The following is a 24,597-nucleotide window of genomic DNA, read 5'->3' as shown; positions in this document are numbered from 1 at the left end:
GTTCTGATGTCCACCGACACCACGCCCGCTTCCGCGTCCACTTCCGCGATCAGTCCTGTCGAGGGCGAGAGCCTTTATGACGTGGACAATCCGGCTCCGCTCATCGAGCCGCCGCGCAAACGCACCGGCAAGACCCCGAAGTCGACCCGCGGCAACTTCGAGATGGCCGCGTGGCTCTTCATGCGCCTCTCCGGAGTCGTCCTCGTCGTCCTGGTCATCGGCCACCTGCTCATCCAGCTCGTGCTGGACGGCGGCGTGTCCAAGATCGGCTTCGCCTTCGTGGCCGGCCGCTGGGCCTCCCCGTTCTGGCAGGTCTGGGATCTGCTGATGCTCTGGCTCGCCATGCTGCACGGCGCCAACGGCCTCCGCACGATCATCAACGACTACGCGGAGCGTGCCAACACGCGCCTGTGGCTCAAGGGCCTGCTGTACACCGCCACGGTGTTCACCATCCTTCTGGGCTCGCTGGTGATCTTCACCTTCGACCCGAACATCCGCTAGAGCCGGGGCAGACGAGACCAATGAAGATCCACAAGTACGACACCGTCATCGTCGGCGCCGGCGGCGCCGGTATGCGCGCGGCCATCGAGTCGACCAAGCGCAGCCGCACGGCGGTGCTGACAAAGCTCTACCCGACCCGCTCCCACACGGGCGCGGCGCAGGGCGGCATGGCCGCCGCGCTCGCCAACGTGGAGGAGGACAACTGGGAGTGGCACACCTTCGACACGATCAAGGGCGGCGACTACCTGGTCGACCAGGACGCCGCCGAGATCCTGGCGAAGGAGGCCATCGACGCGGTCCTCGACCTGGAGAAGATGGGCCTGCCGTTCAACCGCACCCCGGACGGCACCATCGACCAGCGCCGCTTCGGCGGCCACTCCCGTAACCACGGCGAGGCGCCGGTCCGCCGGTCCTGCTACGCCGCGGACCGCACGGGCCACATGATCCTCCAGACGCTGTACCAGAACTGCGTCAAGGAGGGCGTGGAGTTCTTCAACGAGTTCTACGTCCTCGACCAGCTCCTCACCGAGGTCGACGGGGTCAAGAAGTCGGCGGGCGTCGTCGCGTACGAGCTGGCCACCGGCGAGATCCACATCTTCCAGGCGAAGTCGGTCATCTACGCGTCCGGCGGCACCGGCAAGTTCTTCAAGGTGACCTCGAACGCGCACACCCTGACCGGTGACGGCCAGGCCGCGTGCTACCGCCGCGGGCTGCCGCTGGAGGACATGGAGTTCTTCCAGTTCCACCCGACGGGCATCTGGCGCATGGGCATCCTGCTGACGGAGGGCGCCCGCGGTGAGGGCGGCATCCTCCGCAACAAGGACGGCGAGCGCTTCATGGAGAAGTACGCGCCCGTCATGAAGGACCTCGCCTCGCGTGACGTCGTCTCGCGCTCCATCTACACGGAGATCCGCGAGGGCCGCGGCTGCGGTCCCGAGGGCGACCACGTCTACCTGGACCTGACGCACCTGCCGCCGGAGCAGCTCGACGCCAAGCTGCCCGACATCACGGAGTTCGCGCGGACCTACCTGGGTATCGAGCCGTACACGGACCCGATCCCGATCCAGCCCACCGCGCACTACGCCATGGGCGGCATCCCGACCAACGTCCAGGGCGAGGTCCTCCTCGACAACACGACGGTCGTCCCCGGGCTGTACGCGGCCGGCGAGGTCGCCTGTGTGTCGGTGCACGGCGCCAACCGCCTGGGCACCAACTCGCTGCTCGACATCAACGTCTTCGGCCGCAGGTCGGGCATCGCCGCGGCCGAGTACGCGGCGAAGAACGACTTCGTCGAGCTGCCTGAGGACCCGGCGTCGCTGGTCGAGGCCCAGGTCGAGCGGTTGCGCGCGTCCACGGGCAAGGAGCGGGTCGCCACGCTGCGCCTGGAGCTCCAGGAATGCATGGACGCCAACGTGATGGTGTTCCGTACGGAGCAGACGATCAAGACGGCCGTCGAGAAGATCGGCGAGCTGCGCGAGCGCTACCTGAACGTCTCCGTCCAGGACAAGGGCAAGCGGTTCAACACGGACCTGCTGGAGGCCGTCGAGCTGGGCAACCTGCTCGACCTGGCCGAGGTGATGGCCGTGTCCGCGCTCGCCCGCAAGGAGTCCCGCGGCGGTCACTACCGCGAGGACTTCCCCAACCGTGACGACGTGAACTTCATGCGCCACACCATGGCGTACCGCGAGGTCGGCGACGACGGCAACGAGTCCATCCGTCTCGACTACAAGCCGGTCGTCCAGACCCGCTACCAGCCGATGGAGCGTAAGTACTGATGGCTACACCGACCCTGGACAAGCTCAGCGCGCTGGAGGCGGACTCCACCTCCTCGCACCTCATCGCGGTCACGTTCCGGATCCGCCGGTTCAACCCCGAGGTCTCCGCGGAGGCCGAGTGGCAGGACTTCCAGATCGACATCGATCCGAAGGAGCGCGTCCTCGACGCCCTCCACAAGATCAAGTGGGATGTCGACGGCACCCTGACGTTCCGGCGCTCCTGCGCGCACGGCATCTGCGGCTCCGACGCGATGCGGATCAACGGCCGCAACCGGCTCGCGTGCAAGACGCTGATCAAGGACATCATCTCGACGGACAAGACCGGCGCGGTCACCAAGCCGGTCACGGTCGAGGCCATCAAGGGGCTGACGGTCCTCAAGGACCTGATCGTCGACATGGACCCGTTCTTCCAGGCGTACCGCGACGTGATGCCCTTCCTGGTCACCAGCGGCAACGAGCCGACGCGCGAGCGCCTGCAGTCCGCCGAGGACCGCGAGCGCTTCGACGACACCACCAAGTGCATCCTGTGCGCCGCGTGCACGTCGTCCTGCCCGGTGTTCTGGAACGACGGGCAGTACTTCGGCCCGGCCGCGATCGTCAACGCGCACCGCTTCATCTTCGACTCGCGTGACGAGGCGGGCGAGCAGCGCCTGGAGATCCTCAACGACAAGGACGGCGTGTGGCGTTGCCGCACGACGTTCAACTGCACGGACGCCTGCCCGCGCGGTATCGAGGTCACGAAGGCGATCCAGGAAGTCAAGCGCGCGCTGATCACGCGCCGCTTCTGACCCGGTCGCCGGGTCACCTGGCCCGAGGCCCGTTCCCGTGCGCACGCCGTACGGGAACGGGCCTTCGGTGTGTCAGGATCGGGACGAGGAAGCCGAGGCGGCCCCACCGGGGCAGGGGAAGCGGGGAAAGAGATGAGCGAACCGAATCCGTACGCGGACGGTGAGTACACCTGGGGTCCGGCCCAGCAGCCCGAGTCCGGCACCCCGGCAGCGGGCAAGCCGGGACCGTACACGCCGGGGGCCCCGCAGTACGACTTCCCGCCCCCCACCCTCGCCGACGGCCAGTCGCTCGCACCTCCGGGATACGGTTTCCCCCCGCCGCAGGGCTACGCCCCACCGCAGGACTACGCCCCGGCCCCGACGGGCGGTCCGGGGCCCGGCGGCGGCGCGCCCCTGCTGGCGATCGGGGACATCACGGTCACGGGCGACTCGATCATCACCCCTTCGGGCACGATGCCGCTGAAAGGCGCGGTCTGGAACGCGACGGACATGTCCCGCACGGAGGAGAAGATCCCCACGCACGCCATCGTGCTGGCGGTCGTCTTCGGACTGCTCTGCCTGGTCGGCCTCTTCTTCCTCCTGATGAAGGAGAAGCAGACGACGGGCTTCATCCAGGTCATGGTCAGCAGCGGCGGCCGACACCACTCGACGATGATCCCGGCGATGGGCCCGGAGTCCTTCCAGATGGTCATGGGCCAGATCAACTACGCGCGGTCGCTGAGCAACATGTGAGGCCTCCCCCAGCCGAAGGGCCACGCTGTTGGCGGGGCCACGCTGTCGGCAGGGCCACGCTGTCGGCAGGGCCACGCTGTCGGCGTGGGGGGCCGTTGGCCTGTCGGGGTGGGCCGGTGGTGCGTGGTGGCGGGCGGTCCGCCCCCTCCCTGGTCCGATGATCGCGGCTCCGGGGTGTGCGTCAAGGGCGCTCCTGCGTCGCGTCGGCTTCGCCGATGTCGCTGCGCTCCACCCTTGACCCACACCCCTCCACCGCTGGAAAAGGCGTGGGGAGGGGGCGGGGGGGGAGGGGTCCCCTGGGGAGCATTGCTTGTCGCTGGGGTCGGTTCCAGGCTTGCGGGTGGTTCGCCCTGCGGGGCGCGCGGTAGTGGAGTGGGGCGGTGACGGCTTTCGTCAAGCGTCCGTCGACCGGATGACGGTTGGGCTTCATGCCCCGCTGGTCACTCGCCGTGGGTGAAAGGGGTCGGGTGGAGTCGGGGCGGATGTGACGTGTGGGGCGGGAGGGGTGCGCAACGGGGATCGGTGTGCCGGGAGTCCCGCATAGGTGCGCTGGCTGCGCACAGTCACGGAACAACGGAGCCAACCCCCCAATCAGCCGGGGCAAACTGAGGCATAACGCATGGTTTTTGGGTGAGGAAGCGCCCTATCGGCCACCAAGACCGCCCCCTGCCCCGGCACCGCATCCCGCCCCGACCCCCCACCACCCCGGCTCCATCAAGGCACCCCGCTCCGTCAAGTCGCCCCACTCCACGCCCCATTCACCACCGACCCCACCCACGGCGAATGACCAGCGGGGCATGAAGCCCAACCGCCATCCGGTCGACGGACGCTTGACGAGACGCGTCACCGCCCCACTCCACGACCGCGCGCCCCGCAGGGCGAGTCGGCCCGCAAGCCTGGAACGGAGCGGAAGTACAGCCGTGTTTCCCAGGGGACCCCTCCCCCCCGCCCCCTCCCCACGCCTTTTCCAGCGGCGCAGGGGTGTGAGTCAAGGGTGGCCGGAGGCCATCGGCGAAGCCGACGCGACGCAGGAGCGCCCTTGACGCACACCCCGGAGCCGCGATCATCGAACCAGGGAGGGGGCGGGCCTGGGTGAGCAATGCACCACCGGCCCAGCACGCCACCGCTACCCATCAGCCCTGACCGCAGAAGAAGGGTCGTAATCCGGGCACTTCGGGCTGCCGCACTCGCACGGCGGCCACTTCAGCGCCGAGCCCGGCGCCAGGTCGGCGCCCTCGGCCCCGGGCTCACCCTTGCGCACGACGAGCGTGCCGTCGACCCCGAACGTCGCGATCAGCATGGTCAGGCGTTGCCGCGCCTCGCTGCCCGTCATTCCGACCTCCGCAGCCCGCGCACCAGGCGCTCCAGCAACTCCCGCGTAGGCGGGGCGAATCGCTGAGGCACCCAGTCGGGTACGAGGCGCCGGAACCCTCCGTCTCCGATCGATGCGACCAACTCGTCCGGGTCGTCCGCCCTCGTATCGGTGGCTTGCTCACACACAGCGATGTACCTTCCGTTATCAAGTGCTCGCTTTCTGTGCTCAAGCTTCGGCGTTCGCGAGCGCGTCCAACAGATGGGCAAGCTGGACGCTGAGGGCTGTCCAGGGACCATGCGGGAGTTCATATGGCCGTCGAAAACGAACCCGAAGAGACGGCCGACCCGGCCCTCTCTCCACTGGCCCACTTCGGCGCCGAAGTACGACTCGACCGTGAGCGCCTGGGGATCACGCGCGAAGCGCTCGGGAAGGAGGCGTGCTGCGGTTACTCACTCGTGGCAAAGATCGAATCCGGGAAACGCGTACCGCCGCTGAACTTCGCAGAGGCGTGCGACCGGATGTTCCCGCACTCCAACGGACGGTTCGTCAGGCTCTGGCCGCTTGCGTTGCGGTGGGCCTTTCCGCCGTGGTTCCGCAGATATGTCGAACTGGAGTGGACGGCCACCACGATCTCCATGTTCCACCCCCAACTGGTACCGGGGCTCGTACAGACCGAGGAATACGCACGGGCCGTGCTGCGAACCGGGCGCCCCAGTAACCTTGAGGACTTGGTGACCGCGCGGATGGAGCGACAGCGGATCCTCTCACGCGAGGATCCGACCAGGCTGTGGATCATTCTGGACGAGGGCGTTCTCCGGCGCGCCATCGGCGGAAAACGCGTCATGAGTGAGCAACTTGAGCAGTTACGGACGCTGGCGGAGACACCGCGTCATGTCATCCAGATCATCCCCAGGACCGTCGCGGCATATCCCGGATCAGGTTCTCCGTTCGGCCTGTTGTCCTTCGGTGAAGGCTCGGACGTGGTGCATGTCGACGGCTTTCCCAAAGGCTACGTTCTGGCCGATCCGGACGATGTGACCACGGCTCGCGATGCCTATGATCTGCTTAAGGCAACTGCTCTGCCGCCGGACGAGTCGGCCTCCAAGATCGGCTCCATTCTGAAGGAATGCTATTCATGACCGAGCCGATCCGCGTACCGGAAGAGGCGTGGCGCAAGTCCAGTTACAGCGGCAGCAACGGCGGCGAGTGCGTCCAGATCGCGGACGGCATCCCCCACACCATCCCCGTCCGGGACTCCAAGACACCCGGCGGCCCACACCTCACCTTCCCGCACGCCTCGTTCAGCGCCTTCGTCCACGCCGTACGCCAGGGCGAGTTCAAAGCCCCCTGACCACCAGTCCAGGACGAATACGCCGCCCCGGAAGGACACCCCGCCATGACCGAGCCCGCCCCCATCCCCGAAGAGAACTGGCGGAGTTCCTCCTTCAGCCAGAGCAACGGCGGCGAGTGCGTCCAGATCGCAGACGGCATCCCCCGCACCGTCCCCGTCCGCGACTCCAAGACACCCGAAGGCCCGCACCTCACCTTCCCGCACGCCACCTTCGGCGCCTTCGTCCACGCCGTACGCCGGGGCGAGTTCGGGCCGTCCTGACCCCTTGCCCCTGCCGGTCAGGGGTTACGGACGTGGTCAGTTCGCCGGGGTCCTGACGTCCTGGACCTCGTGGAAGCCCATGTGGCGGTTGAACCCCGCCGTCACGCGCGTCACCGTGGTGCGGGGCAGGAGGCGGGCCGGCCAGGTGAGGGCGCGGAAGAGCGGGCGGCCGGGGTACGAGGCCGTTCTGCCGCGGGCGAAGTCTTCCAGTGTCTTCGCGGCGACCCTCGTCGGGCTGTCGGCTCTCTTCGCGTCCATGACCGCGGTGGTGTTGTCGAAGAAGCCGGTGTCGGTCGCTCCGGGGTGGGCGACCATGACGTGTACTCCCGAGTCCCGGAGTTCCGCCGTGAGGGCTTCGCTGAAGGAGAGGACGAACGCCTTCGTCGCGGCGTAACTCGCCTGGTAGGGCATCGGCTGGAACGCGGCCGTCGAGGCGACGTTGATGATCCCGCCCGAGCCGCGTTCGAGCATGTCCTCCCCGATGAGGCGGGTCATCAGCATCAGGCCGTTGATGTTGACGTCGACCGACTGCACATGCTGCGCCAGAGGGCGGGTGAAGAAGGGGCCGACGGAACCCAGCCCCGCGTTGTTCACGAGCAGATCGACGGCCGCTCCCTGCTCGCGCAGTTCCTCGGCGACGGCCGTGGGGCCTGCCGGATCCGAGAGGTCCGTCGCGATCACCCGGGTGTCGACGTGGTGGTCCGCGCGGATCTCGGAGGCGAGCCGTTCCAGCGCCGGGGCCGAGCGGGCCACCAGGATCAGATGCGCGCCGCGCCGGCCCAGTTCCTGCGCGTAGGCCCTCCCGAGTCCTTTGGAAGCTCCGGTGACCAGTGCGGTGGTGCCTCGATAGCTGTACATGGGCAGGGGCCTTCCTGGAGAGGGAGGGGCGCGGGAGCGCGACGGCGTGACACGAGGCCAGGACAGGCACAATGTGTACAGCGTCCACAATCACTCAGGGAAGTGCACAGTGTCAACATCCGATCGGCAGAGCTACCACCACGGCGACCTGCGCGCCGCCCTGCTGCGGTCCGCCCTGCACCTGCTGGACACCGACGGCGCGGACGCCCTGTCCCTGCGTGCCGTGGCCAGGCACGCCGGCGTCTCCGCCAACGCCCCGTACCGCCATTACCAGGACAAGGAGGCGCTGCTCGCGGCACTGGCCACCCATGGCTTCACCGAACTCAAGGCGCGCTTCGAGGCGGCCACGGACGACCCGGACGGCACTGCGGCCTCCCACCCGGCGGACCTGGCGGGCACCCTGGCACCGCTGGCGCGGACCACCGTGCGCTACGCCCTCGACCATCCAGGCCTCTTCCACCTGATGTTCGGGCACCCGTGCGTCAGCCATGCCGACGTGCACGCCGCCTCCGACGCGGCGCAGGCCACCGTGACCGCGCGTATCGCCGCCTTCGCGGGCCCCGAGCACCGCGAGCCCCTCAAGATCGGCGTCTGGGCCCTCGTCCACGGGCTCAGCCTTCTGCTGCTCGACGGCCGCCTCGGGGACCCCATGCCCGAACAGGTCGACGCCCTGGTCGACTCGGTGACGCGCACCATGATCGGCGCCGACTGGCTGCCGGGCGCCACCGCGCCCTGAACGACACTCCCGCCTTGAACGCGTTCAAAAGGAGGTCTAGAGTCATGACATCATCTTTTGAACACGTTCAAAGGGAGGGTGAGGCATGGACCTCACTGTTGTCGCTTATGTGGTCTACCTGCTGATCAGCGTCGCGCTGACCGTCTGGGTGGCCCGGACGCTCAGCCGGAACGGGCGGCTCTTTCTCTCCGATGTGCTCCAGGGGGACGAGAAGCTCGCCGACGCCGTCAACCACCTGCTGGTGGTCGGCTTCTACCTGGTCAACCTCGGCTTCGTCGCGCTGTATCTGAAGGCCGCCGAGGCCGTCGAGAACGCGCGGGGGCTCTTCGAGGCCCTTTCGGTGAAGGTCGGTGTCGTCCTGCTCGTGCTCGGGGTGATGCACCTCGGCAATGTGTACGTGCTCAACAAGATCCGGCGGCGCGGACTCATGGAGCGCGACCAGACGCCGCCCGTGCCACCGCAGGGGTGGACGGGCACCGCCGTCGCCGGGAGCTGAGCCGCGATGACCGGCACCGCACCCCGCCCCGGCACCGCGCGCCGCCTGCCCGTACGGCGGCTGACGTTCCTCTACGACGCCCAGTGCGCGCTCTGCGTCCATCTGCGGCACTGGCTGATGCGTCAGCCCCAGCTCGTACCGCTCGACCCGGTGCCCGCCTGCTCGCAGGAGGCTCGGCGGCGGTTCCCGGATCTCGATCACGGGGCCACGCTCAAGGAGATCACCGTCGTCGGTGACGGCGGCCAGGTCTACCGGGGGACGGCCGCCTGGATCGTCTGCCTTTGGGCGCTGGCCGAGCACCGGCCCAAGGCCCACTGGCTGGCCACCCCCGCCGGGGCCCCCTTCGCCAGGGCGAGTGTGCTCGCCGCGTCGAAGTACCGGGAGCTGACGGCGGCGGGCCGTACGGACGGCGACGGAAGCTGCGACGGAGGGGCGTGCGCCAGGCACGCCCCTCCGTCCCCCGCGTGAGCACGGGCCTCAGGCCGCCATGGCTGCCGGTTCCGCCTCGTCCCGGTGGATCGGCGTGCCGGATCCGGTGAGCGGCAGGCCCGTGCCGCCCCGCCGGAGCGCGACGATCTCCGCCGCGATGGACAGGGCGGTCTCCTCCGGCGTACGGGCACCGAGGTCGAGCCCGATCGGCGAGTGCAGCCGGGCCAGTTCCCTGTCGTCCAGGCCCACTTCGCGCAGCCGCCGGTCGCGGTCGTCGTGCGTGCGGCGTGAGCCCATCGCGCCGACGTACGCCACCGGCAGCCGCAGCGCCGTCTCCAGCAGGGGCACGTCGAACTTGGCGTCGTGGGTGAGCACGCACAGCACGGTGCGTTCGTCGGTCGGCGTGCTCCGCAGATAGCGGTGCGGCCAGTCGACCACGACCTCGTCCGCCTCGGGGAAGCGGGCCGGGGTGGCGAAGACCGGCCGGGCGTCGCACAGGGTCACCCGGTATCCCAGGAACTTCCCCGCGCGGACGAGCGCCCCGGCGAAGTCCACCGCGCCGAACACGATCATGCGTGGCGGCGGCACGCTCGACTCGACGAACAGGGTGAGGCCGCCGGGGCAGTGCGTCCCGTCCTCCGAGAGGCCGACCATGCCGGTGCGGCCCGCCTCCAGCAGGGCGCGCGCCTCGGCCGCCGCGGTGCGGTCCAGTCGCGGATGACCGGCCAGCGTGCCCTCGTACGAACCGTCGGGGCGTACGAGCAGGTTCCGGCCCAGGTGGCCGTCCGGGCCCCGGACCACCCGGGCCAGGGCGGTCGGTCCGCCCCGGGCGGCGGACGCCAGCGCCGCGGCGAACACCGCCCTGACGGGTGCCGGCGCGGTGACCGGGGTGACCAGGACCTCGACGGTCCCGCCGCAGGTCAGCCCGACCGCGAAGGCGTCCCCGTCGCTGTAGCCGAACTCCTCGGTCACCGTACGGCCGTCCTCCAGCGCCTGGAGGCAGAGCTCGTACACCGCTCCCTCCACGCAGCCGCCGGAGACCGAACCGATCACCGTGCCGTCGCTGTCGACGGCGAGGGCGGCGCCGGGGCCGCGCGGCGCGCTGCCGCCGACGGCCACGACGGTGGCCACCGCGAAGTCCCGGCCCTCTTCCATCCAGCGGTCCAGTTCCTCGGCGATGTCAAGCATCCGGCGCTCCGCCGGCGGCCCGCAGCACCCGGTCTGGCCGGATGGGCAGGTTCCGGTGGCGTACACCGGTCGCGTGCCAGACCGCGTTGGCGACGGCCGCCGCGGCGCCCACGATGCCGATCTCGCCGACGCCCTTGATGCCGACCGGGTCGTCCGGGTCGGGGTCGTCCACCCAGTCGGCCTCGACCCGCGCCACGTCGGCGTGCGCGGCGAAGTGGTAGCCGGCGAGGTCCGCGCCGACGTGGGCGCCCAGGTTGCCGTCGCGGACGGCCTCCTCGTGCAGGGCCATGGAGATGCCCCAGATCATGCCGCCGACGAGCTGGTTGCGCGCCGTGAGCGGGTTGACGATGCGGCCGGCCGCGAAGATGCCGAGCATGCGCCGCACGCGCACCTCGCCGGTCGCCACGTCCACGGCGACCTCGGCGAACTGCGCCCCGAAGGAGTGCCGTTCCCTGGGCGGCAGGGCGCCGACGGCCGTGGAGGTGTCCGAGCGCGCCGTGATGCCCTCGGGCGGCACGGTGCCGCCCAGGGCGAGCTGCTCCCGCAGGTCGCGTGCGGCGAGGTTGACCGCCCAGGCCCAGGAGCGGGTGCCCATGGAGCCGCCCGCGATCATCGCCGGGCCGAAGTCGCTGTCACCGATCCGCACCCGGACCCGGTCGGGCGTGGTGGCCAGGGCGTCGGCGGCGATCAGGGTGAGCGCGGTGCGCGCGCCGGTGCCGATGTCCGCGGCGGAGATCCGCACGGTGAAAGTGCCGTCGGCCTCGGCGGTCACGGCCGCCGTGGAGGGCGCGGCCCCGGCGCCGAAGGAGGCCGCCGCCGTACCGGTGCCGAGCAGCCACCTTCCGTCGCGGCGCAGGCCGGGGCGCGGGTCCCGGTCGGCCCAGCCGAAGCGGCGAGCGCCCTCCTGGAAGCAGGCGACCAGATTGCGGCCGGCGAACGGCAGTCCGGAGACGGGGCCCTTGTCGGGCTCGTTGCGCAGGCGCAGCTCGATCGGGTCGACGCCGCACTTCTCGGCGAGTTCGTCGAGCGCGGCCTCCAGCGCGTACGAGCCGGGCGCCTCGCCCGGCGCGCGCATCCAGGTGGGGGTCGGCACGTCGAGGCGTACGACCCGGTTGGCGGTGTGGTGGGCGTCGGCGTCGTACATCACCCGGGCCACCCCGGCGCTCGGCTCGACGAACTCGTGCACCGTGGAGGTGGCGCTCAGCGAGTCGTGCGCGAGGGCGCGCAGCCGGCCGTCCGCGTCGGCGCCGAGCCTGACCCTCTGCACGGTGGGGCTGCGGTAGCCCGCCAGCGTGAACATCTGGCGGCGCGTCATGACGAGGCGGACCGGGCGCCGCAGGAGGGTCGTGGCCATGACCGCGCCCACCTGGTGTGCGCGGACGCCCTTGCTGCCGAAGCCGCCGCCGATGTGCTCGGAGCGGACCCGCACCGAGGAGGGGTCGAGGGAGAACATCTGGGCCAGCTCGCTCTGGACCCAGGTGGTGCCCTGGTTGGAGTCGACGATCTCCAGCCGGCCGTCGTCCCACCGGGCGGTCGCCGCGTGCGGCTCCATCGAGTTGTGGTGTTCCTCCGGCGTGGTGTACTCGGCGTCCAGGACGACGGCGGACGCGGCGAGTTGGGCCTCCAGGTCGCCCTTCTCCGTCACCGCCGGCATGTGGCCCTCCGCCGCGTAGGCGTCCGGGCGGTCCCCGGTGAAGGCGACGTCGTGCGGTTCCTGTTCGTACCGCACGACCAGCGTCTGAGCCGCCTCCCTGGCCTGTTCGGACGTCTCGGCGACGACCAGGGCCACCGGCCAGCCCGCGTGCGGTACCCGGTCGTGCTGGAAGAGCGCGGCGGTCGGGTCCGGGCGGCCCAGCATGCCGACGTAATCGGACTTCACGCGGGGGGCGTTGCCGTGGTGCAGGACGGTGAGGACGCCGGGCATGCGCAGAACGGGGCCGTCCTCGACGGAGCGGATCCGGCCGCGGGCGACGGTGGAGAGCACCAGCCAGCCGTGGGCGAGCCCGTCGAAGGGGATCTCCCCCGCGTAGCGGGCGGCTCCGGTGACCTTGTCCCGGCCCTCCACCCGGGTGTGCGCGGTGCCGACGGAGCGGAGCGCGGTCGCGGCCGTGGCCGCGGTGGTGGTGGTGGTCATCGGGCGGCCTCCTCGGTGAGTTCGCTGAGCACGGCGACCACGAGGTTGCGCATCAGGGTCACCTTGTACGCGTTGCCGGGCAGCGGCCGGGCGGCGGCCAGTTCGGCGTCCGCGGCGGCGGCGAAGGTCGCGGCGTCGGCCGGTGCGCCGGTGAGCACGCGTTCGGCCGCCGTGGCGCGCCAGGGCCGGGACGCGACCGCCCCGAGGGCCAGGCGCGCCTCCCGTACGACGCCGTCCCGGATGTCGAGCGCGGCGGCGACCGAGCCGATGGCGAACGCGTAACTGGCGCGCCCGCGCACCTTGCGGTAGCGCGAACGCGCCGCAACGGGGGCCGGTGGCAGGGTCACGCCGGTGATCAGCGCCCCCGGCGGCAGGGCGGTCTCCCGGTGCGGGGTGTCGCCCACGGGCAGGTAGAACGCGGCGATCGGCGTCTCGCCGGGCCCGTCCGCGCTCTCGTAGGAGACGACGGCGTCGAAGGCGGTCAGCGCCACGCCCAGGTCCGAGGGGTGCACGGCCACGCAGTGTTCGGAGGCGCCCAGGACGGCGTGGTTGTGGTGCTCGCCCCTGACTGCGGGGCAACCGCTGCCGGGTTCGCGCTTGTTGCACGGCTTGGTGATGTCGGTGAAGTAGCCGCAGCGGGTGCGCTGGAGCAGGTTGCCGCCGACCGTGGCCATGTTACGGAGCTGCCCGGAGGCACCGGCGAGCACGGCCTGCGCCAGCGCCGGGTAGCGGCGCCGGACCTCGGGGTGGGCGGCGAGATCGCTGTTGGTGACGGTCGCGCCGACGCGCAGCCCGCCGTCCGGCGCCGACTCGATGCCGTCCAGGGGCAGTTCGCGGATGTCGACGAGGCGTCCCGGCCGCTCCACGCCGGTCTTCATCAGGTCGACGAGGTTGGTGCCGCCGCCGACGAACCGTGCGTCCGGATCGGCGTCGAGCAGCGCGACCGCGCCGGCGACGTCGTGCGCGCGCTGGTAACCGAACTCCCTCATGCCGCGACCTCCTCACCGGTCGCGGCGGGCGCGGCGGCCTCGGCGGCGCGGGCGACCGCCCCGACGATCGACACGTACGCGCCGCAACGGCACAGGTTGCCGCTCATCCGCTCGCGGATCTCCTCGGGCGTCAGCGGCGGCGGCCCGGCCTCGGGTCGGACATCGCCGGTGGCGGCGCTCGGCCAGCCCGCGGCGTGCTCCTCGATCACGGCGATGGCCGAACAGATCTGGCCCGGCGTGCAGTAGCCGCACTGGTAGCCGTCCAGGTCGAGGAACGCCTGCTGCACGGGGTGCAGCCGGTCGTTGTCGGCGACCCCTTCTATGGTGGTGATCTCACGGCCTTCGGCGGCCACCGCGAGCTGTAAACAGGAGACGGCCCGGCGGCCGTCGATCAGTACCGTGCAGGCACCGCACTGTCCCTGGTCGCAGCCCTTCTTGGTGCCGGTCAGGTCGAGGCGCTCGCGCAGCGCGTCGAGCAGGGTGGTGCGGTGGTCGACGGAGAGCGCGTGCTTCTCACCGTTGATGTTCAGCGTGACGGCGCTGTGCGTCGACGAGGGGGGCGGGGCCATGAACAGCCTTCTTTCGCATATCCGGAGCGCGTCTGCGGGACGGTCGGGCAGTCGGGCAGTCGGGCGTGAACCGGGGCGGGTGTGGCGCATGTACGGAGTGGCGCTGTACGGGATGGCGCTGTACGAGTCGGTGCGGTACGGGATGGCGCTGTACGAGTCGGTGCTGTACGGAGCGATGCGGTACGGGATGGCGCTGTACGGGCCGGTGCGGGCTTGTCATCATGCGGACAAGGGGAAGGGCCCCCGGGTCGGTCGTCACCGGCCCGGATCACGTCCGTCCCCGGACCGGACCCAAGTGGACAATTGTCCACTACTGGGAGAACGTAGTGGACAATTGTCCGCTCAGCAAGGCCGGTTCTGGAACCGGGCCCACGAGGAGGACGAGTGCGGCAGCAGAAGGACCCGCCTCTGCGCTCGGACGCGCAGCGCAACCGCGAGCGCATCCTGGAGGTAGCCCTGACCGAACTGACGCGGTGCGCGGACGCCCCGTTGAGCCTGATCGCCAAGAAGGCGTGCGTCGGGCAGGGCACGTTCTACCGCAACTTCCCCAACCGCGAGTCCCTGGTCCTGGAGATCTACCGCCACGAGATGCAGCAGGTCGCCGACTCCGCGGCCCAACTGCTCCAGGAGCGGGAGCCGGACCGCGCCCTGCGGGAGTGGATGGACCACCTCGCCCGGTTCGCCATGGCCAAGGCCGGCCTCGCGGACGCCATCCGCCAGGCCACCAGCGCCCCGGGGAGCCCGGGGAAACCGGCTCCCACCCCCGTGGCCGACGCGGCCGAGGCCCTGCTGCGGGCCGGCGAGAAGGCCGGCACCATCCGCCCGGGGGTGACCGGCGAGGACTTCATCCTGCTCATCGCCGGCCTCTGGATGATCGATCCGGTCGGCGAGTGGCAGCCGCAGGCCACCCGGCTCCTGGACCTCGTCATGGCCGGCCTGCGGACGGGAACGCCGGCTCCCTCCCGTGCGGATCCGCGGATCCCGCCGGAAGAAACGATCTCCGATCCGCCCACCACCACTGAGAACACCGCGTTCATCTAGGCTCAGGCAGCGTGAAGGACGAGAAGGATCAGAAGGACGCCAAGGCCCCCGCCACGCCCAAGAGCGAGCAGACCCGCACGCTCATCCTGGAGACCGCACTGCGACTCTTCCAGGAGCGCGGTTACGACAGGACGACCATGCGGGCCATCGCCCAGGAGGCCGAGGTCTCCGTCGGGAACGCGTATTACTACTTCTCCTCCAAGGAACATCTCGTCCAGGGCTTCTACGACCGGATCGCCACCGAGCACCGCGTGGCGATCCGGCCCGTGCTCGACCGGGAGACCGGCCTGGAGGCGCGCCTCGGCGGGGTGCTGACCGCGTGGCTGGAGATCGCGGAGCCGTACCACGAGTTCGCCGCCCAGTTCTTCAAGAACGCCGCCGACCCGGACAGCCCGCTGAGCCCCTTCTCGCCCGAGTCGGAGCCCACCCGGGAGGCGGCCATCTCCGTGCACCGGGAGGTGCTGGCCGGCTCCACCGCCAAGGTCGACGCCGAACTGGCGCCCTCGCTGCCCGAGTTGATGTGGCTGGCCCAGATGGGCCTGGTCCTGTACTGGGTCTACGACCGCTCGGAGGACAGCGAGCGCAGCCACCGCCTCGCCCTGCGCGGCGCCCGGCTCGTCGCGCGCAGCGCGGCGCTCTCCCGCTTTCGGGTGCTCCGGCCGCTCGTACGCGAGGTCCACGAGCTGTTCACGGACTTCCTGCCGGGCATGGCCCAGGTGGCCGCCGCCCGTAAGAACGGCAGAGGCAGCGGCGGTACGAGGGAGAAGAGCGGGGACTGACCTGCGTCCTCAGAGCCGGCCCAGCCGCCACAGCCGCCAGATGCCCGTGCCGTCCGAGAGGTACTGCGAGCCCGTCACGTCCTCCGTGCTCAGGACGTAGTCCTTCTTCTGCCAGAGCGGCACGATCGGCACGTCCTGGGCCACCGTCCGCTGGAGGGACTTGAAGTCCTGCGCGGCGCGGCCCCGTTCGGCGTACCGCTGCGTCGAGCGGATCAGTTCGTCGACCCGGCCGTCCGTGTAGCCGTTGTGCAGGATCGAGCCGCGCCCGATCAGGGGCTGGATGAAGTTGTCGGGGTCGGGGAAGTCCGGCACCCAGCCGATGGTGTACGCATCGAACTCGCCCTTGGAGTAGCCCTTCTGGAACTCCGTCCACTCGTTCTCGACGACCTTCACCTTGAAGAGCCCGGTCGCTTCGAGCTGGCTGCGCAGTTCGGCCGCCTCCGGCGCCGCCGCGCCGCCCTGCGCGTATCCGAGCGTGAAGCTGACGGGCGTCCGCACCTCCGCGTCCTCCAGGAGGGCGCGGGCGCGCGGGGTGTCCGGCTCCGGGTAGGCGTCGAAGAACGGGGTGCTGTGGGAGGTGATGCCCTGCGGGATCAGCGAGTAGAGCGGCTCGACCGTCGACGCGTACACACCGGAGACGATCCGCGGCCGGTCGACCACGGCGGCGATCGCCCGGCGCACCGCCTTGTCGGCCATCGGCGACCCGGCCCGCGTGTTGAGGACGAGGCTGCGGATGGCGGCGCTGTCCGCCTCGTCGACCCGTACGCCGTCCCCGGCGCCGTCCAGCCCGGCGATCACGGACGGCGGGAGCTGGCGGTGGGTGACCTCGACCGTACGGGCCTGCCAGGCGTCGGCGAGCGCCTCTGAGGTCTTGAAGTACTCGATGTCCACCGGGCCGCCGGTCGCCTCGATCGCGCCCCGGTAACCGGGGTTGGGCTCCAGGTGGGCGGAGGAGCCCGGCAGGTACTGGTCGAGGAGGTACGGTCCCGAGCCGCCGACGTTGTCACCGGCGAGCAGCGCGTCCGCCGGGTACTGGGTGCGGTCGACGATCGCGCCGGCTCCGGTGGCCACCTTGAGCGGGAACGTCGCGTCGCGCGAGCGGAGTTGGAAAGTGACCGTCAGCCCGTCCGCCACCACCGACTTGAGCGTGGCGAAGAGGGGCGCGGGGCCGGCGTCCGCCTTGATGGCGAGGACGCGGTCGAAGGAGTACTTGACGTCCTCCGCGGTCATCGTCGCGCCACTGGGGAAGCGGATGTCGTCCCGCAACTGGCAGCGGTAGGTGGTGAGTTCCTTACCGGTGAAGCCGCAGGAGCGGGCCGCGTCCGGTACGGGGGTGATCGAGGCGGGTGCGAACGTCAGCAACGACTGGTAGATGTTGCTGAACAGCGCCCAGGAGCCCGCGTCGTACGCCCCGGCCGGGTCGAGCGACGAGACGACGTCCGTCGTGCCGACGGTGATCGGTTTCGTATCCGCCCGGTTGGACGGCAGCAGCTGCCAGCCGCCCACTCCGGCAGCCACCAGTACCAGACATGTGATGAGTATCCGCACACGGACCGACCGCATCGCTGTGCCCCTCTGTCACGCCCACCCCTGACCGTGATGGCGTTCACCCAACCACAAAGGTCTCCACCTGTGGAAGGGAAATCGGCGCTCTCCCGGGCAACGGTCACGTCAAGCCGGGAACACTCGCGAGCAGTCGGCGAGGGAGAGCGCCCGCGGGGTCACGCCTGGCGCGAGGCGAGCTCCACGACGGTGATGTCGGAGGGCGCGCCGACCCGTACGGGAGGACCCCAGGCGCCCGCGCCGCGCGACACGTAGAGCTGGGTGTCCTGGTACCGCTCAAGACCGGCGACGGTGGGGTTGGCGAAGCCCGCGATGAGGTTGCCGGGCCAGAGCTGGCCACCGTGGGTGTGGCCGGAGAGCTGGAGGTCGACGCCGTGGCGTACGGCGTCGTGGATGACGATGGGCTGGTGCGCGAGGAGCACGGAGGCCCTGGCCGGGTCGCGGTCCCCGAGCGCCTTCACGAAGTCGGGGCCCGCGCCCTCGGTCTCGCCCGCGATGTCGTTGACCCCGGCGAGATCGAACCCGGCGATCTCGACGCGCTCGTTCTCCAGGGGCCGCAGCCCCAGCTCACGTACGTGGTCGATCCAGGCGCTCGCGTCCGAGTAGTACTCGTGGTTGCCGGTCACGAAGAAGGAGCCGTGCGGGGCCTCCAGGCCGGCGAGGGGCTCGGCGGCCGGGCCCAGGTCCTGGACGCTGCCGTCGACCATGTCACCGACGACGGCGATCAGATCGGGCCGGGTGGAGTTGATCGTGCGGACGATGCGCCGGGTGTGGGCGCTGCCCAGGATCGGGCCGAGGTGGATGTCGCTGACGACGGCGATACGGAAGCCGTGGGCGGCGCGCGGCAGCTTGGTGAGCGGAACGGTGACGCGCTTGACGCTCGGGCCGCGCAGGACGCCGTACGTGCCGTACCCGACGGTGGCGAGCGCGGCGGTGGCGGCGGCGCCGCCGACGGCACGGGAGACGAACAGACGGCGGGAGGGGCCGGAGGGAGCAGAGGGAGCGGAGACCGTGGCGGGGGCGGAAGGCGGGGCGATCGGCTCGGCCTCCGTCTTCGGCTCCGCCTCCGTCTTCGTCGCCGTCCCCGTCGCCGTCTTCGCGGCGGCGCCCGGCTCCGTGGCGCCCGGCTCGGCGGCGCCCGGCTCCGTGGTGCTCGGCTCGGCGGTGCTCGGCTCCGTGGCGGCCTCGTCCCGTGGCCCTGTCGGAGTAGTCGGCTCCGGTGTCTTCGCCGTCGCGTCCCGCCGCGCCAGGAAGCGCCGCAGCGCCGGGCGGGCGGCCTCGCCCACCACCAGCGCCAGCACCAGGTACAGCAGCGTCGCCAGCCACAGGAACCCCGGCCAGGCCAGGACCTGCTGGAGCCCGAAGGGCGCCCCCGAACGGCTCGAACTCACTGCGCCGATGGAGAGAACAGGCAGCAGAATGATCGCAACCGTTCCCAGCCTGCGGGCGGCCCCGGGCGCCGACGTCGTGTCGCGCACCAGGCGCCGCCACACGTACCAGTGCGCCGCGACCAGTACCGCGACGGCCGCGAGTCCCGTCAGAACGACCACGACAACCACGAAGAACGCGCCCCCTATACCTGTTGTTCAGGCTGTTCGCGCCGGAGTGCGCGAACGCCACGGAACCCGATCACGCCGATCGTCGTCCCCAGAAGAAAGGACACGACGGCGAGCGTCAGGTGCACCCAGAAATATCCCGTCGGGTCACCGGCGTCGTCGAAGGCGAGCCCGCTGCCGTCCTGCCAGAGATTTTTCACGAAAGTGATCCAGATGAACCAGCTCCAGACCCCGAACACGAGCAGGAACCAGGACACGGGGCGGCTGAGCTTCATGGATTCAGTATCGCCGTCGCCCTCCGGGCGGCGGCAGCGGGGTCCGGGAGATCCGCCGGTGTCTCCATCCGTGGCTGGTGCATGTACGTTCTCGGTCGTGCCCGCTCTGAAAAAGACCGCCGTGACGGTCCTCGCCGCCGCTCTGCTGCCCGTGCTGACCGCTCTGCCCGCCTCGGCGGCCACCGTGGCGCCCGACGCACCCGAGGCGCCCACGGCCTCCGCCGACAGCAGGGCCGACGCGCCCGGCAAGAAGCAGCCGAAGCCGCCCGCCTCGATGTCCACGGTCGGCGGGACGCCGCTCGGCAAGGCGGGTACGCAGGTGAACCTCGGCGCGGGCGTGCCGGTGCTGCCGAAGAAGCTGAGCGGCCGGTCCTGGATCGTCGCGGACGCCGAGTCCGGTGACGTACTGGCGTCGCACAACGCGCACTGGCGGCTGCCGCCCGCCTCCACGCTCAAGATGCTCTTCGCGGACACGCTGCTGCCGAAGCTGCCCGCGACGGAGAAGCACAAGGTCACCAACGCCGACCTCATGGGGGTGGGCGCGGGCAGCAGCCTGGTCGGGGTGAAGGAAGACCTCACGTACTCGGTCCACGATCTGTGGCTGGGCGTCTTCCTGCGTTCCGGCAACGACGCCGTCCATGTGCTCTCCGCCATGAACGGCGGGGTGGAGAAGACGGTCGGGGAGATGCAGGCGCAGGCCGACGAGTTGCAGGCGCTGGACACGCATGTGGTCACGCCCGACGGCTACGACGAGAAGGGCCAGGTCTCCAGCGCGTACGACCTGACGCTGATCGCCCGCTCCGGCCTCCAGAAGAAGGAGTTCCGGGAGTACAGCTCGACGCAGTCGGCCAAGTTCCCCGGCGAGTTCTCCAAGCCCGAGAAGGGCGAGAAGAAGGAGGGCTTCAAGCCCGTACGGGAGAACTTCGAGATCCAGAACACCAACCGGCTGCTGACCGGTGCGGGCGGGGTCGCCCAGTACCGGGGCATCGCGGGGGTGAAGAACGGCAGCACCACGCACGCCGGGAACACCTTCACCGGGGTCGCCGAACGCGACGGCAAGAAGCTGCTGGTCACGGTCATGAACCCGTCGTCCACCGAGGCCCACGCGGTCTACCAGGAGACGGCGCGGCTGCTGGACTGGGGCTTCGCGGCGAGCGGCAAGGTGAAGCCGGTCGGGGTGCTGGTGCCGCCGAAGTCCGCCCGTACGAGCCCGTCCCCGGAGTCCACGCAGGTGGGGACGGACACGGGGGCCGACGGCCACGCCAGGACCGTGGCGGCGGCGAACGGCGGCGGTACGGGCGGGGCCGGGGTCGCGCTCGGCGTCACGGGCGGGGCGCTGGTCCTGCTGGCGGGTACGGGGTACCTGGTCAACCGGCGCTGGCCGCTGCGCCGTCCGCGCGGGTAGCGCCGCCGTACGCCCCGTCCCCCTCATCGTTCTCGTCCCCCTCGGTCGGTTCGATCTCCTCCTCGGACTTGCTCCGCGTCGCCGTCCAGGCGGCGCAGAACAGCAGCAGCTTCGCCGTGAAGTTGATCCAGAGCAGCAGCGCCACCGGCACCCCGAACGCGCCGTACATGCTCTTCGTCGCCACGCCCCTCATGTAGCCGCCGAGCAGCAGCTTCAGCAGTTCGAAGCCGACGGCGCCGATCAGCGCGGCGACGACGAGCCGGCGGCGCGGCGGGTGGACGCGGGGCAGCAGCGTCAGGACGTACAGGAGCAGCAGGAAATCGGCCAGCACCGCCACCACGAGGGCGGCGGCCTGGAGCAGTACGCCGCCCGCCCCGCCCTCGGGGATACCGAGTTTGCCGGCGCTCCAGCCGACGGCCGTCGAGCCGAGCCCCGAGGCGCCCAGCGAGGCGAGCCCGACCGCGCCGAGGCCCAGCAGGACCACGCCGTCCTTGCCCTTGAGGAGGAAGGGGTTGCCGTCCTGCGGGTCCTCCAGCTCCCAGACGGCCCGCAGGCACTCGCGCATCGAGCCGATCCAGCCGATGCCGGTGAAGAGCAGCAGCGCGCCCGCCACCAGCCCGACCGTGCCCGCGTTGGCGACGAGGGCGTTGAGGTCGAGCTGCTGCGAGATGCCGGGGACCTGCTTGGCGATGCTCTCCTGGAGCCGGTCGAGCCGGCCCGGGCTGAGCAGTACGGCGCCGATCGCCGCGCCCACGGTGATCAGCGGGAAGAGCGCGAGGAAGCTGATGAACGTGATGGCGGCGGCGAGCCGCGTCCAGTGGACCCGGTCGAGCCTCTCGTACGAGCGCCAGGCGTGGGTCCGCATCAGCCGTGCCACGACCGGACCGATGACAGGGAGGTTTTTCAGCCAGTCCATGAGGAGGTGCCTACCCCCATTCATACGAGTATCCCTGCGGGCATCGCGACAAGAGCGCGCAAGAGTGAGATATGGGGCGATCCTGGCGATACCGTCGCGTTCATGCGCTCACCGATGAAGGACGCCTCCGGCGCCTCGCCCGCTTCCGGTATCCCGCGGTCCCTGCTCGTCCTCGGCGGCACGTCGGAGATCGGCCTGGCCACCGCGCGCCGGCTGATCGTCCGCGGCACTCGTACGGTCTGGCTGGCGGGCCGCTCCTCCCCCGCGCTGGAGGCCGCCGCGGCCGGGCTGCGGACCCGGTGCGGCGCGGAGGTCCGCACCCTCGCGTTCGACGCCCTGGACCCCGGGGCGCACGCGGAGTCGCTGGGGAAGGTCTTCGCGGAGGGCCCGGTCGATCTGGTGCTGTTCGCCTTCGGGGTCCTGGGCGACCAGGCGCGGGACGAGGCGGATCCGCCGGCGGCGGCCCGGGTGGCGCAGACGAACTACACGGGCGGGGTCTCGGCCGGGCTGGTGTGCGCGGCGGCCCTTCAGGCGCAGGGGCACGGCGCGCTGGTGGTGCTCTCGTCGATGGCCGCGGAACGGGCCCGGCGCGCCGACTTCATCTACGGGTCGAGCAAGGCGGGCCTCGACGCGTTCACGCAGGGGCTGGGGGACGCGATGCAGGGCACGGGGGTACGGGTCATGGTCGTACGGCCCGGCTTCGTACGGCCTTGGACGCCGGCGCGGCCCGGCCAACTCCCGTCGGCCGATACCCAGGCGCCGACGGCCCTGACGCTGGCGACGACGCCCGGGGAGGTGGCCGTGGCCGTCGAGGCGGGGCTGCGGCGGGGCGCGGAGACGGTGTGGGTGCCGGGGGCGCTGCGGGTGCTGGCGACGGCGCTGCGGGTGCTGCCGCGCGGGCTCTTCCGCAGGCTGCCCATCTGAACCCGCCCGAAGGCCGCTGAAGGGTTCCGAGGGCCTGTGGAAGGGCTGAGGAGACTTAAGGGCTCAGGGGGGCGGGGTGGTCGGCGGGGGCGGACTGGGAGGGCACCGGAGGCGTCTCCGTACCGCCGCCGAAGGCGTACTCCTGCACCTTGCGCCAGACGCCGTCCGCGCCCTGTTCGTAGAGCGCGAAGGAGGTGCAGCTCCACTGCGCCCCGTACTCCGACAGCTCTTCGTAGGCCCGGTCCATCGCCTCTTCCGCGATGCCGTGCGCGACGGTCACATGCGGGTGGTACGGGAACTGGAGCTCGCGCACGAGCGGCCCCGAGGAGTCCCTGACCCGCTTCTGGAGCCAGGCGCAGGCCGACGCGCCCTCGACGACCTGGATGAAGACGACCGGGGAGAGCGGGCGGAACGTACCGGTGCCCGAGAGCCGCATGGGGAAGGGCCGTCCTGCCGACGCGACGGCGGCGAGATGCGCCTCGATCGCGGGCAGCGCCGACGCGTCCACCTCGGTGGGCGGCAGCAGCGTGACATGCGTGGGGATGGCGTGCGCCGCGGTGTCACCGAAGCTCGCACGCCGCTCCTGGATCAGAGTGCCGTAGGGCTCCGGGACCGCGATCGAAACGCCGAGCGTTACGGTCCCCACGTCGTTCTCCTCAGTCTCTGTGTCGATCTGTTTCTGTTGGCTGTCTCTGTCGCCCGCACCGCCCGCCAGTGTGACGGTCGCACGGCCGTGCTGGCCACCGCTCGCCGGACCGGGGGCCGGCATCAGTACATGGCGTAACCGTCCGACGTACCCACGTCACACGGATTCGTCCATACGGTCGCCCCTCCGGCCCCCGGTTTCCGGCACCTGGCTCAGTGCTTGGCCGGCAGGAAGCCGACTCTCCCGTACGCCTGGGCCAGCGTCTCCGCGGCGACCGTACGGGCCTTCTCCGCCCCTGCGGCCAGGAGAGCGTCCAACGTCTCGGGGTCGTCCAGATATTCCTGCGTACGGGTCCGGAAGGGTGTGACGAATTCGACCATCACCTCCGCCAGGTCCGTCTTCAGCGCGCCGTATCCCTTGCCCTCGTAGCGCAGCTCAAGATCCGCGATGGACGTGTCCGTGAGCGTGGAGTAGATCGTGAGCAGATTGCTCACGCCGGGCTTGGCCGCCGCGTCGAAGCGGATCTCCGTGCCGGTGTCCGTGACGGCGCTCTTGATCTTCTTCGCCGTCGTCCTCGGCTCGTCGAGCAGGTTGATCAGGCCCTTCGGCGTGGACGCCGACTTGCTCATCTTGATCGCGGGGTCCTGGAGGTCGTAGATCTTGGCGACCTCCTTGACGATGTGCGGTGCCGGAACCGTGAACGTCGGTCCGAAGCGGGAGTTGAAGCGCTCCGCGAGGTCACGGGTCAGCTCGATGTGCTGGCGCTGGTCCTCACCGACCGGGACGGCGTCGGCCTGGTAGAGCAGGATGTCCGCGACCTGGAGGATCGGGTACGTGAAGAGGCCGACCGTGGCGCGGTCCGTGCCCTCCTTGGCCGACTTGTCCTTGAACTGCGTCATCCGGGACGCCTCGCCGAAGCCCGTGATGCAGTTCATGACCCAGGCGAGCTGGGAGTGCTCGGGAACATGGCTCTGCACGAAGAGCGTGCAGCGCTGCGGGTCGAGCCCGGCGGCCAGAAGCTGGGCGACGGCCAGCCGCGTGTTGGCGCGCAGCGCGGCGGGGTCCTGCGGAACGGTGATCGCGTGCAGGTCCACGACCACGTAGAACGCGTCATGGGACTCCTGCAGCGCCACGTACTGACGTACCGCACCGAGGTAGTTCCCGAGGTGGAACGAGCCTGCGGTGGGCTGGATTCCGGAGAGGGCACGAGGACGTTCAGAGGCCATGCTCAGCATTGTCTCAGGTGGGACCGACAGCTCGAAACGGATCTCCGGAGGGGGCCGGGAGACGACGCGGCGGCAGGCCGGCCGGTGCCCGTCGGGTAGGCCGGTGGGCGGAGCCCGAAACGGGGAACCTGTTCAATCAGGTGC

Annotated in this window: 26 protein-coding genes; 14 read left to right on the top strand and 12 right to left on the bottom strand. The window is 70.8% G+C overall.

Annotated features, from left to right (window positions below):
• Positions 1–6 precede the first annotated feature (6 nt).
• The 4 genes from ACIBJC_RS11260 to ACIBJC_RS11245 all read left to right on the top strand — a co-directional run bounded on the left by ACIBJC_RS11260 (position 7) and on the right by ACIBJC_RS11245 (position 3,796).
• The gene (locus ACIBJC_RS11260; protein ID WP_399290543.1) at positions 7–501 is read left to right on the top strand and encodes a succinate dehydrogenase hydrophobic membrane anchor subunit; all 495 of its coding nucleotides are present in this window, start codon (positions 7–9) and stop codon (positions 499–501) included.
• A 20-nt stretch (positions 502–521) separates the two neighbouring features.
• Entirely contained in the window at positions 522–2,276 is a 1,755-nt protein-coding gene (gene sdhA, locus ACIBJC_RS11255; RefSeq protein WP_399290541.1) for a succinate dehydrogenase flavoprotein subunit, read from the top strand.
• Positions 2,276–3,064: a succinate dehydrogenase iron-sulfur subunit gene (locus tag ACIBJC_RS11250; protein ID WP_399290539.1), complete on the top strand. Its 789-nt coding sequence runs from the start codon at positions 2,276–2,278 to the stop codon at positions 3,062–3,064. The genes sdhA and ACIBJC_RS11250 overlap by 1 nt, the downstream gene beginning before the upstream one ends.
• 132 nt (positions 3,065–3,196) lie before the next feature.
• Complete coding sequence (locus ACIBJC_RS11245; RefSeq protein WP_399290537.1) at positions 3,197–3,796, top strand: hypothetical protein; 600 nt, start codon at positions 3,197–3,199, stop codon at positions 3,794–3,796.
• A 1,126-nt stretch (positions 3,797–4,922) separates the two neighbouring features.
• Here ACIBJC_RS11245 and ACIBJC_RS11240 read toward each other — a convergent pair.
• Entirely contained in the window at positions 4,923–5,129 is a 207-nt protein-coding gene (locus tag ACIBJC_RS11240) for a hypothetical protein (protein ID WP_399290535.1), read from the bottom strand.
• 290 nt (positions 5,130–5,419) lie between these two features.
• On the opposite strand from ACIBJC_RS11240, the gene ACIBJC_RS11235 reads away from it, so the two are divergent.
• From ACIBJC_RS11235 to ACIBJC_RS11225, 3 genes are read left to right on the top strand one after another with little or no spacing between them, the layout of a single operon-like run.
• Positions 5,420–6,250 carry a Scr1 family TA system antitoxin-like transcriptional regulator gene (locus tag ACIBJC_RS11235; RefSeq protein ID WP_399290533.1) on the top strand — a complete coding sequence of 277 codons (831 nt, stop codon included), beginning with the start codon at positions 5,420–5,422 and terminating at the stop codon, positions 6,248–6,250.
• Positions 6,247–6,462: a DUF397 domain-containing protein gene (locus tag ACIBJC_RS11230; RefSeq protein WP_399290531.1), complete on the top strand. Its 216-nt coding sequence runs from the start codon at positions 6,247–6,249 to the stop codon at positions 6,460–6,462. The genes ACIBJC_RS11235 and ACIBJC_RS11230 overlap by 4 nt, the downstream gene beginning before the upstream one ends.
• A gap of 45 nt (positions 6,463–6,507) precedes the next feature.
• On the top strand, positions 6,508–6,723 hold the full coding sequence (locus ACIBJC_RS11225; RefSeq protein WP_399290529.1) for a DUF397 domain-containing protein: 216 nt from the start codon (positions 6,508–6,510) through the stop codon (positions 6,721–6,723).
• Between the two features lie 36 nt (positions 6,724–6,759).
• On the opposite strand, the gene ACIBJC_RS11220 is transcribed toward ACIBJC_RS11225, so the two are convergent.
• Entirely contained in the window at positions 6,760–7,581 is an 822-nt protein-coding gene (locus ACIBJC_RS11220) for an SDR family NAD(P)-dependent oxidoreductase (protein WP_399290527.1), read from the bottom strand.
• A 109-nt stretch (positions 7,582–7,690) separates the two neighbouring features.
• On the opposite strand from ACIBJC_RS11220, the gene ACIBJC_RS11215 reads away from it, so the two are divergent.
• From ACIBJC_RS11215 to ACIBJC_RS11205, 3 genes are all read left to right on the top strand, one after another.
• On the top strand, positions 7,691–8,317 hold the full coding sequence (locus ACIBJC_RS11215) for a TetR/AcrR family transcriptional regulator (RefSeq protein ID WP_399290525.1): 627 nt from the start codon (positions 7,691–7,693) through the stop codon (positions 8,315–8,317).
• Positions 8,318–8,402: 85 nt separating this feature from the next.
• Positions 8,403–8,813: a hypothetical protein gene (locus ACIBJC_RS11210; protein ID WP_399290523.1), complete on the top strand. Its 411-nt coding sequence runs from the start codon at positions 8,403–8,405 to the stop codon at positions 8,811–8,813.
• Between the two features lie 6 nt (positions 8,814–8,819).
• Entirely contained in the window at positions 8,820–9,281 is a 462-nt protein-coding gene (locus ACIBJC_RS11205) for a thiol-disulfide oxidoreductase DCC family protein (RefSeq protein ID WP_399290521.1), read from the top strand.
• Between the two features lie 9 nt (positions 9,282–9,290).
• Here ACIBJC_RS11205 and ACIBJC_RS11200 read toward each other — a convergent pair whose 3' ends face one another.
• The 4 genes from ACIBJC_RS11200 to ACIBJC_RS11185 are packed head-to-tail and all read right to left on the bottom strand — an operon-like array spanning position 9,291 to position 14,122.
• Positions 9,291–10,430, bottom strand: coding sequence for an XdhC family protein (locus ACIBJC_RS11200; RefSeq protein WP_399290519.1), 1,140 nt, complete (start codon positions 10,428–10,430; stop codon positions 9,291–9,293).
• On the bottom strand, positions 10,423–12,564 hold the full coding sequence (locus tag ACIBJC_RS11195) for a xanthine dehydrogenase family protein molybdopterin-binding subunit (protein WP_399290517.1): 2,142 nt from the start codon (positions 12,562–12,564) through the stop codon (positions 10,423–10,425). The genes ACIBJC_RS11200 and ACIBJC_RS11195 overlap by 8 nt, the downstream gene beginning before the upstream one ends.
• A complete protein-coding gene (locus ACIBJC_RS11190; protein WP_399290515.1) occupies positions 12,561–13,553 on the bottom strand; it encodes an FAD binding domain-containing protein in 993 nt (330 codons plus the stop codon). Before ACIBJC_RS11190 ends, ACIBJC_RS11195 begins: the two co-directional genes overlap by 4 nt.
• Positions 13,550–14,122 carry a 2Fe-2S iron-sulfur cluster-binding protein gene (locus ACIBJC_RS11185; RefSeq protein WP_399290513.1) on the bottom strand — a complete coding sequence of 191 codons (573 nt, stop codon included), beginning with the start codon at positions 14,120–14,122 and terminating at the stop codon, positions 13,550–13,552. The genes ACIBJC_RS11190 and ACIBJC_RS11185 overlap by 4 nt, the downstream gene beginning before the upstream one ends.
• A 384-nt stretch (positions 14,123–14,506) precedes the next feature.
• Here ACIBJC_RS11185 and ACIBJC_RS11180 point away from each other — a divergent pair, with 384 nt between their 5' ends.
• Complete coding sequence (locus tag ACIBJC_RS11180) at positions 14,507–15,163, top strand: TetR/AcrR family transcriptional regulator (protein ID WP_399290511.1); 657 nt, start codon at positions 14,507–14,509, stop codon at positions 15,161–15,163.
• An 11-nt stretch (positions 15,164–15,174) separates the two neighbouring features.
• Positions 15,175–15,942: a TetR/AcrR family transcriptional regulator gene (locus ACIBJC_RS11175; RefSeq protein ID WP_399290509.1), complete on the top strand. Its 768-nt coding sequence runs from the start codon at positions 15,175–15,177 to the stop codon at positions 15,940–15,942.
• 9 nt (positions 15,943–15,951) lie between these two features.
• On the opposite strand, the gene ACIBJC_RS11170 is transcribed toward ACIBJC_RS11175, so the two are convergent.
• From ACIBJC_RS11170 to ACIBJC_RS11160, 3 genes are all read right to left on the bottom strand, one after another.
• Positions 15,952–17,505: an ABC transporter substrate-binding protein gene (locus tag ACIBJC_RS11170; protein WP_399290507.1), complete on the bottom strand. Its 1,554-nt coding sequence runs from the start codon at positions 17,503–17,505 to the stop codon at positions 15,952–15,954.
• Positions 17,506–17,663: 158 nt separating this feature from the next.
• The gene (locus ACIBJC_RS11165) at positions 17,664–19,064 is read right to left on the bottom strand and encodes a metallophosphoesterase (RefSeq protein WP_399290505.1); all 1,401 of its coding nucleotides are present in this window, start codon (positions 19,062–19,064) and stop codon (positions 17,664–17,666) included.
• A gap of 14 nt (positions 19,065–19,078) precedes the next feature.
• Positions 19,079–19,336 carry an SCO4848 family membrane protein gene (locus ACIBJC_RS11160; RefSeq protein WP_329828776.1) on the bottom strand — a complete coding sequence of 86 codons (258 nt, stop codon included), beginning with the start codon at positions 19,334–19,336 and terminating at the stop codon, positions 19,079–19,081.
• A gap of 97 nt (positions 19,337–19,433) precedes the next feature.
• On the opposite strand from ACIBJC_RS11160, the gene ACIBJC_RS11155 reads away from it, so the two are divergent.
• Positions 19,434–20,741 (top strand): D-alanyl-D-alanine carboxypeptidase family protein, encoded by a 1,308-nt coding sequence (locus ACIBJC_RS11155; protein WP_399290503.1) that lies wholly within the window; start codon positions 19,434–19,436, stop codon positions 20,739–20,741.
• On the opposite strand, the gene ACIBJC_RS11150 is transcribed toward ACIBJC_RS11155, so the two are convergent.
• Positions 20,704–21,657 carry a YihY/virulence factor BrkB family protein gene (locus ACIBJC_RS11150; RefSeq protein ID WP_399290501.1) on the bottom strand — a complete coding sequence of 318 codons (954 nt, stop codon included), beginning with the start codon at positions 21,655–21,657 and terminating at the stop codon, positions 20,704–20,706. The two genes, ACIBJC_RS11155 and ACIBJC_RS11150, sit on opposite strands and share 38 nt — an antisense overlap.
• Before the next feature lie 114 nt (positions 21,658–21,771).
• Between ACIBJC_RS11150 and ACIBJC_RS11145 the strand changes: the two genes are divergently transcribed.
• Positions 21,772–22,581, top strand: coding sequence for an SDR family NAD(P)-dependent oxidoreductase (locus tag ACIBJC_RS11145; protein ID WP_399291180.1), 810 nt, complete (start codon positions 21,772–21,774; stop codon positions 22,579–22,581).
• 55 nt (positions 22,582–22,636) lie between these two features.
• Here ACIBJC_RS11145 and ACIBJC_RS11140 read toward each other — a convergent pair whose 3' ends face one another.
• Both ACIBJC_RS11140 and trpS read right to left on the bottom strand, forming a co-directional pair.
• Positions 22,637–23,227 (bottom strand): 2'-5' RNA ligase family protein, encoded by a 591-nt coding sequence (locus tag ACIBJC_RS11140; protein ID WP_399290499.1) that lies wholly within the window; start codon positions 23,225–23,227, stop codon positions 22,637–22,639.
• Positions 23,228–23,439: 212 nt separating this feature from the next.
• Positions 23,440–24,453, bottom strand: coding sequence for a tryptophan--tRNA ligase (gene trpS, locus ACIBJC_RS11135; protein ID WP_399290497.1), 1,014 nt, complete (start codon positions 24,451–24,453; stop codon positions 23,440–23,442).
• Positions 24,454–24,597 lie beyond the last annotated feature (144 nt).

It is taken from the genome of Streptomyces sp. NPDC050509, from assembly GCF_044457965.1.
GTDB lineage: Bacteria > Actinomycetota > Actinomycetes > Streptomycetales > Streptomycetaceae > Streptomyces.
Note: the sequence above shows the minus strand (reverse complement) of the source record. Positions and strands in the feature narration are given on the sequence as shown.

Excerpts from the sequence above, each read along its gene's own strand:
- ACIBJC_RS11205 (WP_399290521.1), top strand. The coding sequence starts at position 8,820 with ATGACCGGCACCGCACCCCGCCCCGGCACCGCGCGCCGCCTGCCCGTA.
- ACIBJC_RS11170 (WP_399290507.1), bottom strand. The coding sequence starts at position 17,505 with ATGCGGTCGGTCCGTGTGCGGATACTCATCACATGTCTGGTACTGGTG.
- ACIBJC_RS11245 (WP_399290537.1), top strand. The coding sequence starts at position 3,197 with ATGAGCGAACCGAATCCGTACGCGGACGGTGAGTACACCTGGGGTCCG.
- ACIBJC_RS11185 (WP_399290513.1), bottom strand. The coding sequence starts at position 14,122 with ATGGCCCCGCCCCCCTCGTCGACGCACAGCGCCGTCACGCTGAACATC.
- ACIBJC_RS11200 (WP_399290519.1), bottom strand. The coding sequence starts at position 10,430 with ATGCTTGACATCGCCGAGGAACTGGACCGCTGGATGGAAGAGGGCCGG.
- ACIBJC_RS11160 (WP_329828776.1), bottom strand. The coding sequence starts at position 19,336 with ATGAAGCTCAGCCGCCCCGTGTCCTGGTTCCTGCTCGTGTTCGGGGTC.
- trpS (WP_399290497.1), bottom strand. The coding sequence starts at position 24,453 with ATGGCCTCTGAACGTCCTCGTGCCCTCTCCGGAATCCAGCCCACCGCA.
- ACIBJC_RS11225 (WP_399290529.1), top strand. The coding sequence starts at position 6,508 with ATGACCGAGCCCGCCCCCATCCCCGAAGAGAACTGGCGGAGTTCCTCC.
- ACIBJC_RS11250 (WP_399290539.1), top strand. The coding sequence starts at position 2,276 with ATGGCTACACCGACCCTGGACAAGCTCAGCGCGCTGGAGGCGGACTCC.
- ACIBJC_RS11235 (WP_399290533.1), top strand. The coding sequence starts at position 5,420 with ATGGCCGTCGAAAACGAACCCGAAGAGACGGCCGACCCGGCCCTCTCT.
- sdhA (WP_399290541.1), top strand. The coding sequence starts at position 522 with ATGAAGATCCACAAGTACGACACCGTCATCGTCGGCGCCGGCGGCGCC.
- ACIBJC_RS11230 (WP_399290531.1), top strand. The coding sequence starts at position 6,247 with ATGACCGAGCCGATCCGCGTACCGGAAGAGGCGTGGCGCAAGTCCAGT.
- ACIBJC_RS11220 (WP_399290527.1), bottom strand. The coding sequence starts at position 7,581 with ATGTACAGCTATCGAGGCACCACCGCACTGGTCACCGGAGCTTCCAAA.
- ACIBJC_RS11150 (WP_399290501.1), bottom strand. The coding sequence starts at position 21,657 with ATGGACTGGCTGAAAAACCTCCCTGTCATCGGTCCGGTCGTGGCACGG.
- ACIBJC_RS11145 (WP_399291180.1), top strand. The coding sequence starts at position 21,772 with ATGAAGGACGCCTCCGGCGCCTCGCCCGCTTCCGGTATCCCGCGGTCC.
- ACIBJC_RS11240 (WP_399290535.1), bottom strand. The coding sequence starts at position 5,129 with ATGACGGGCAGCGAGGCGCGGCAACGCCTGACCATGCTGATCGCGACG.
- ACIBJC_RS11260 (WP_399290543.1), top strand. The coding sequence starts at position 7 with ATGTCCACCGACACCACGCCCGCTTCCGCGTCCACTTCCGCGATCAGT.
- ACIBJC_RS11210 (WP_399290523.1), top strand. The coding sequence starts at position 8,403 with ATGGACCTCACTGTTGTCGCTTATGTGGTCTACCTGCTGATCAGCGTC.
- ACIBJC_RS11195 (WP_399290517.1), bottom strand. The coding sequence starts at position 12,564 with ATGACCACCACCACCACCGCGGCCACGGCCGCGACCGCGCTCCGCTCC.
- ACIBJC_RS11190 (WP_399290515.1), bottom strand. The coding sequence starts at position 13,553 with ATGAGGGAGTTCGGTTACCAGCGCGCGCACGACGTCGCCGGCGCGGTC.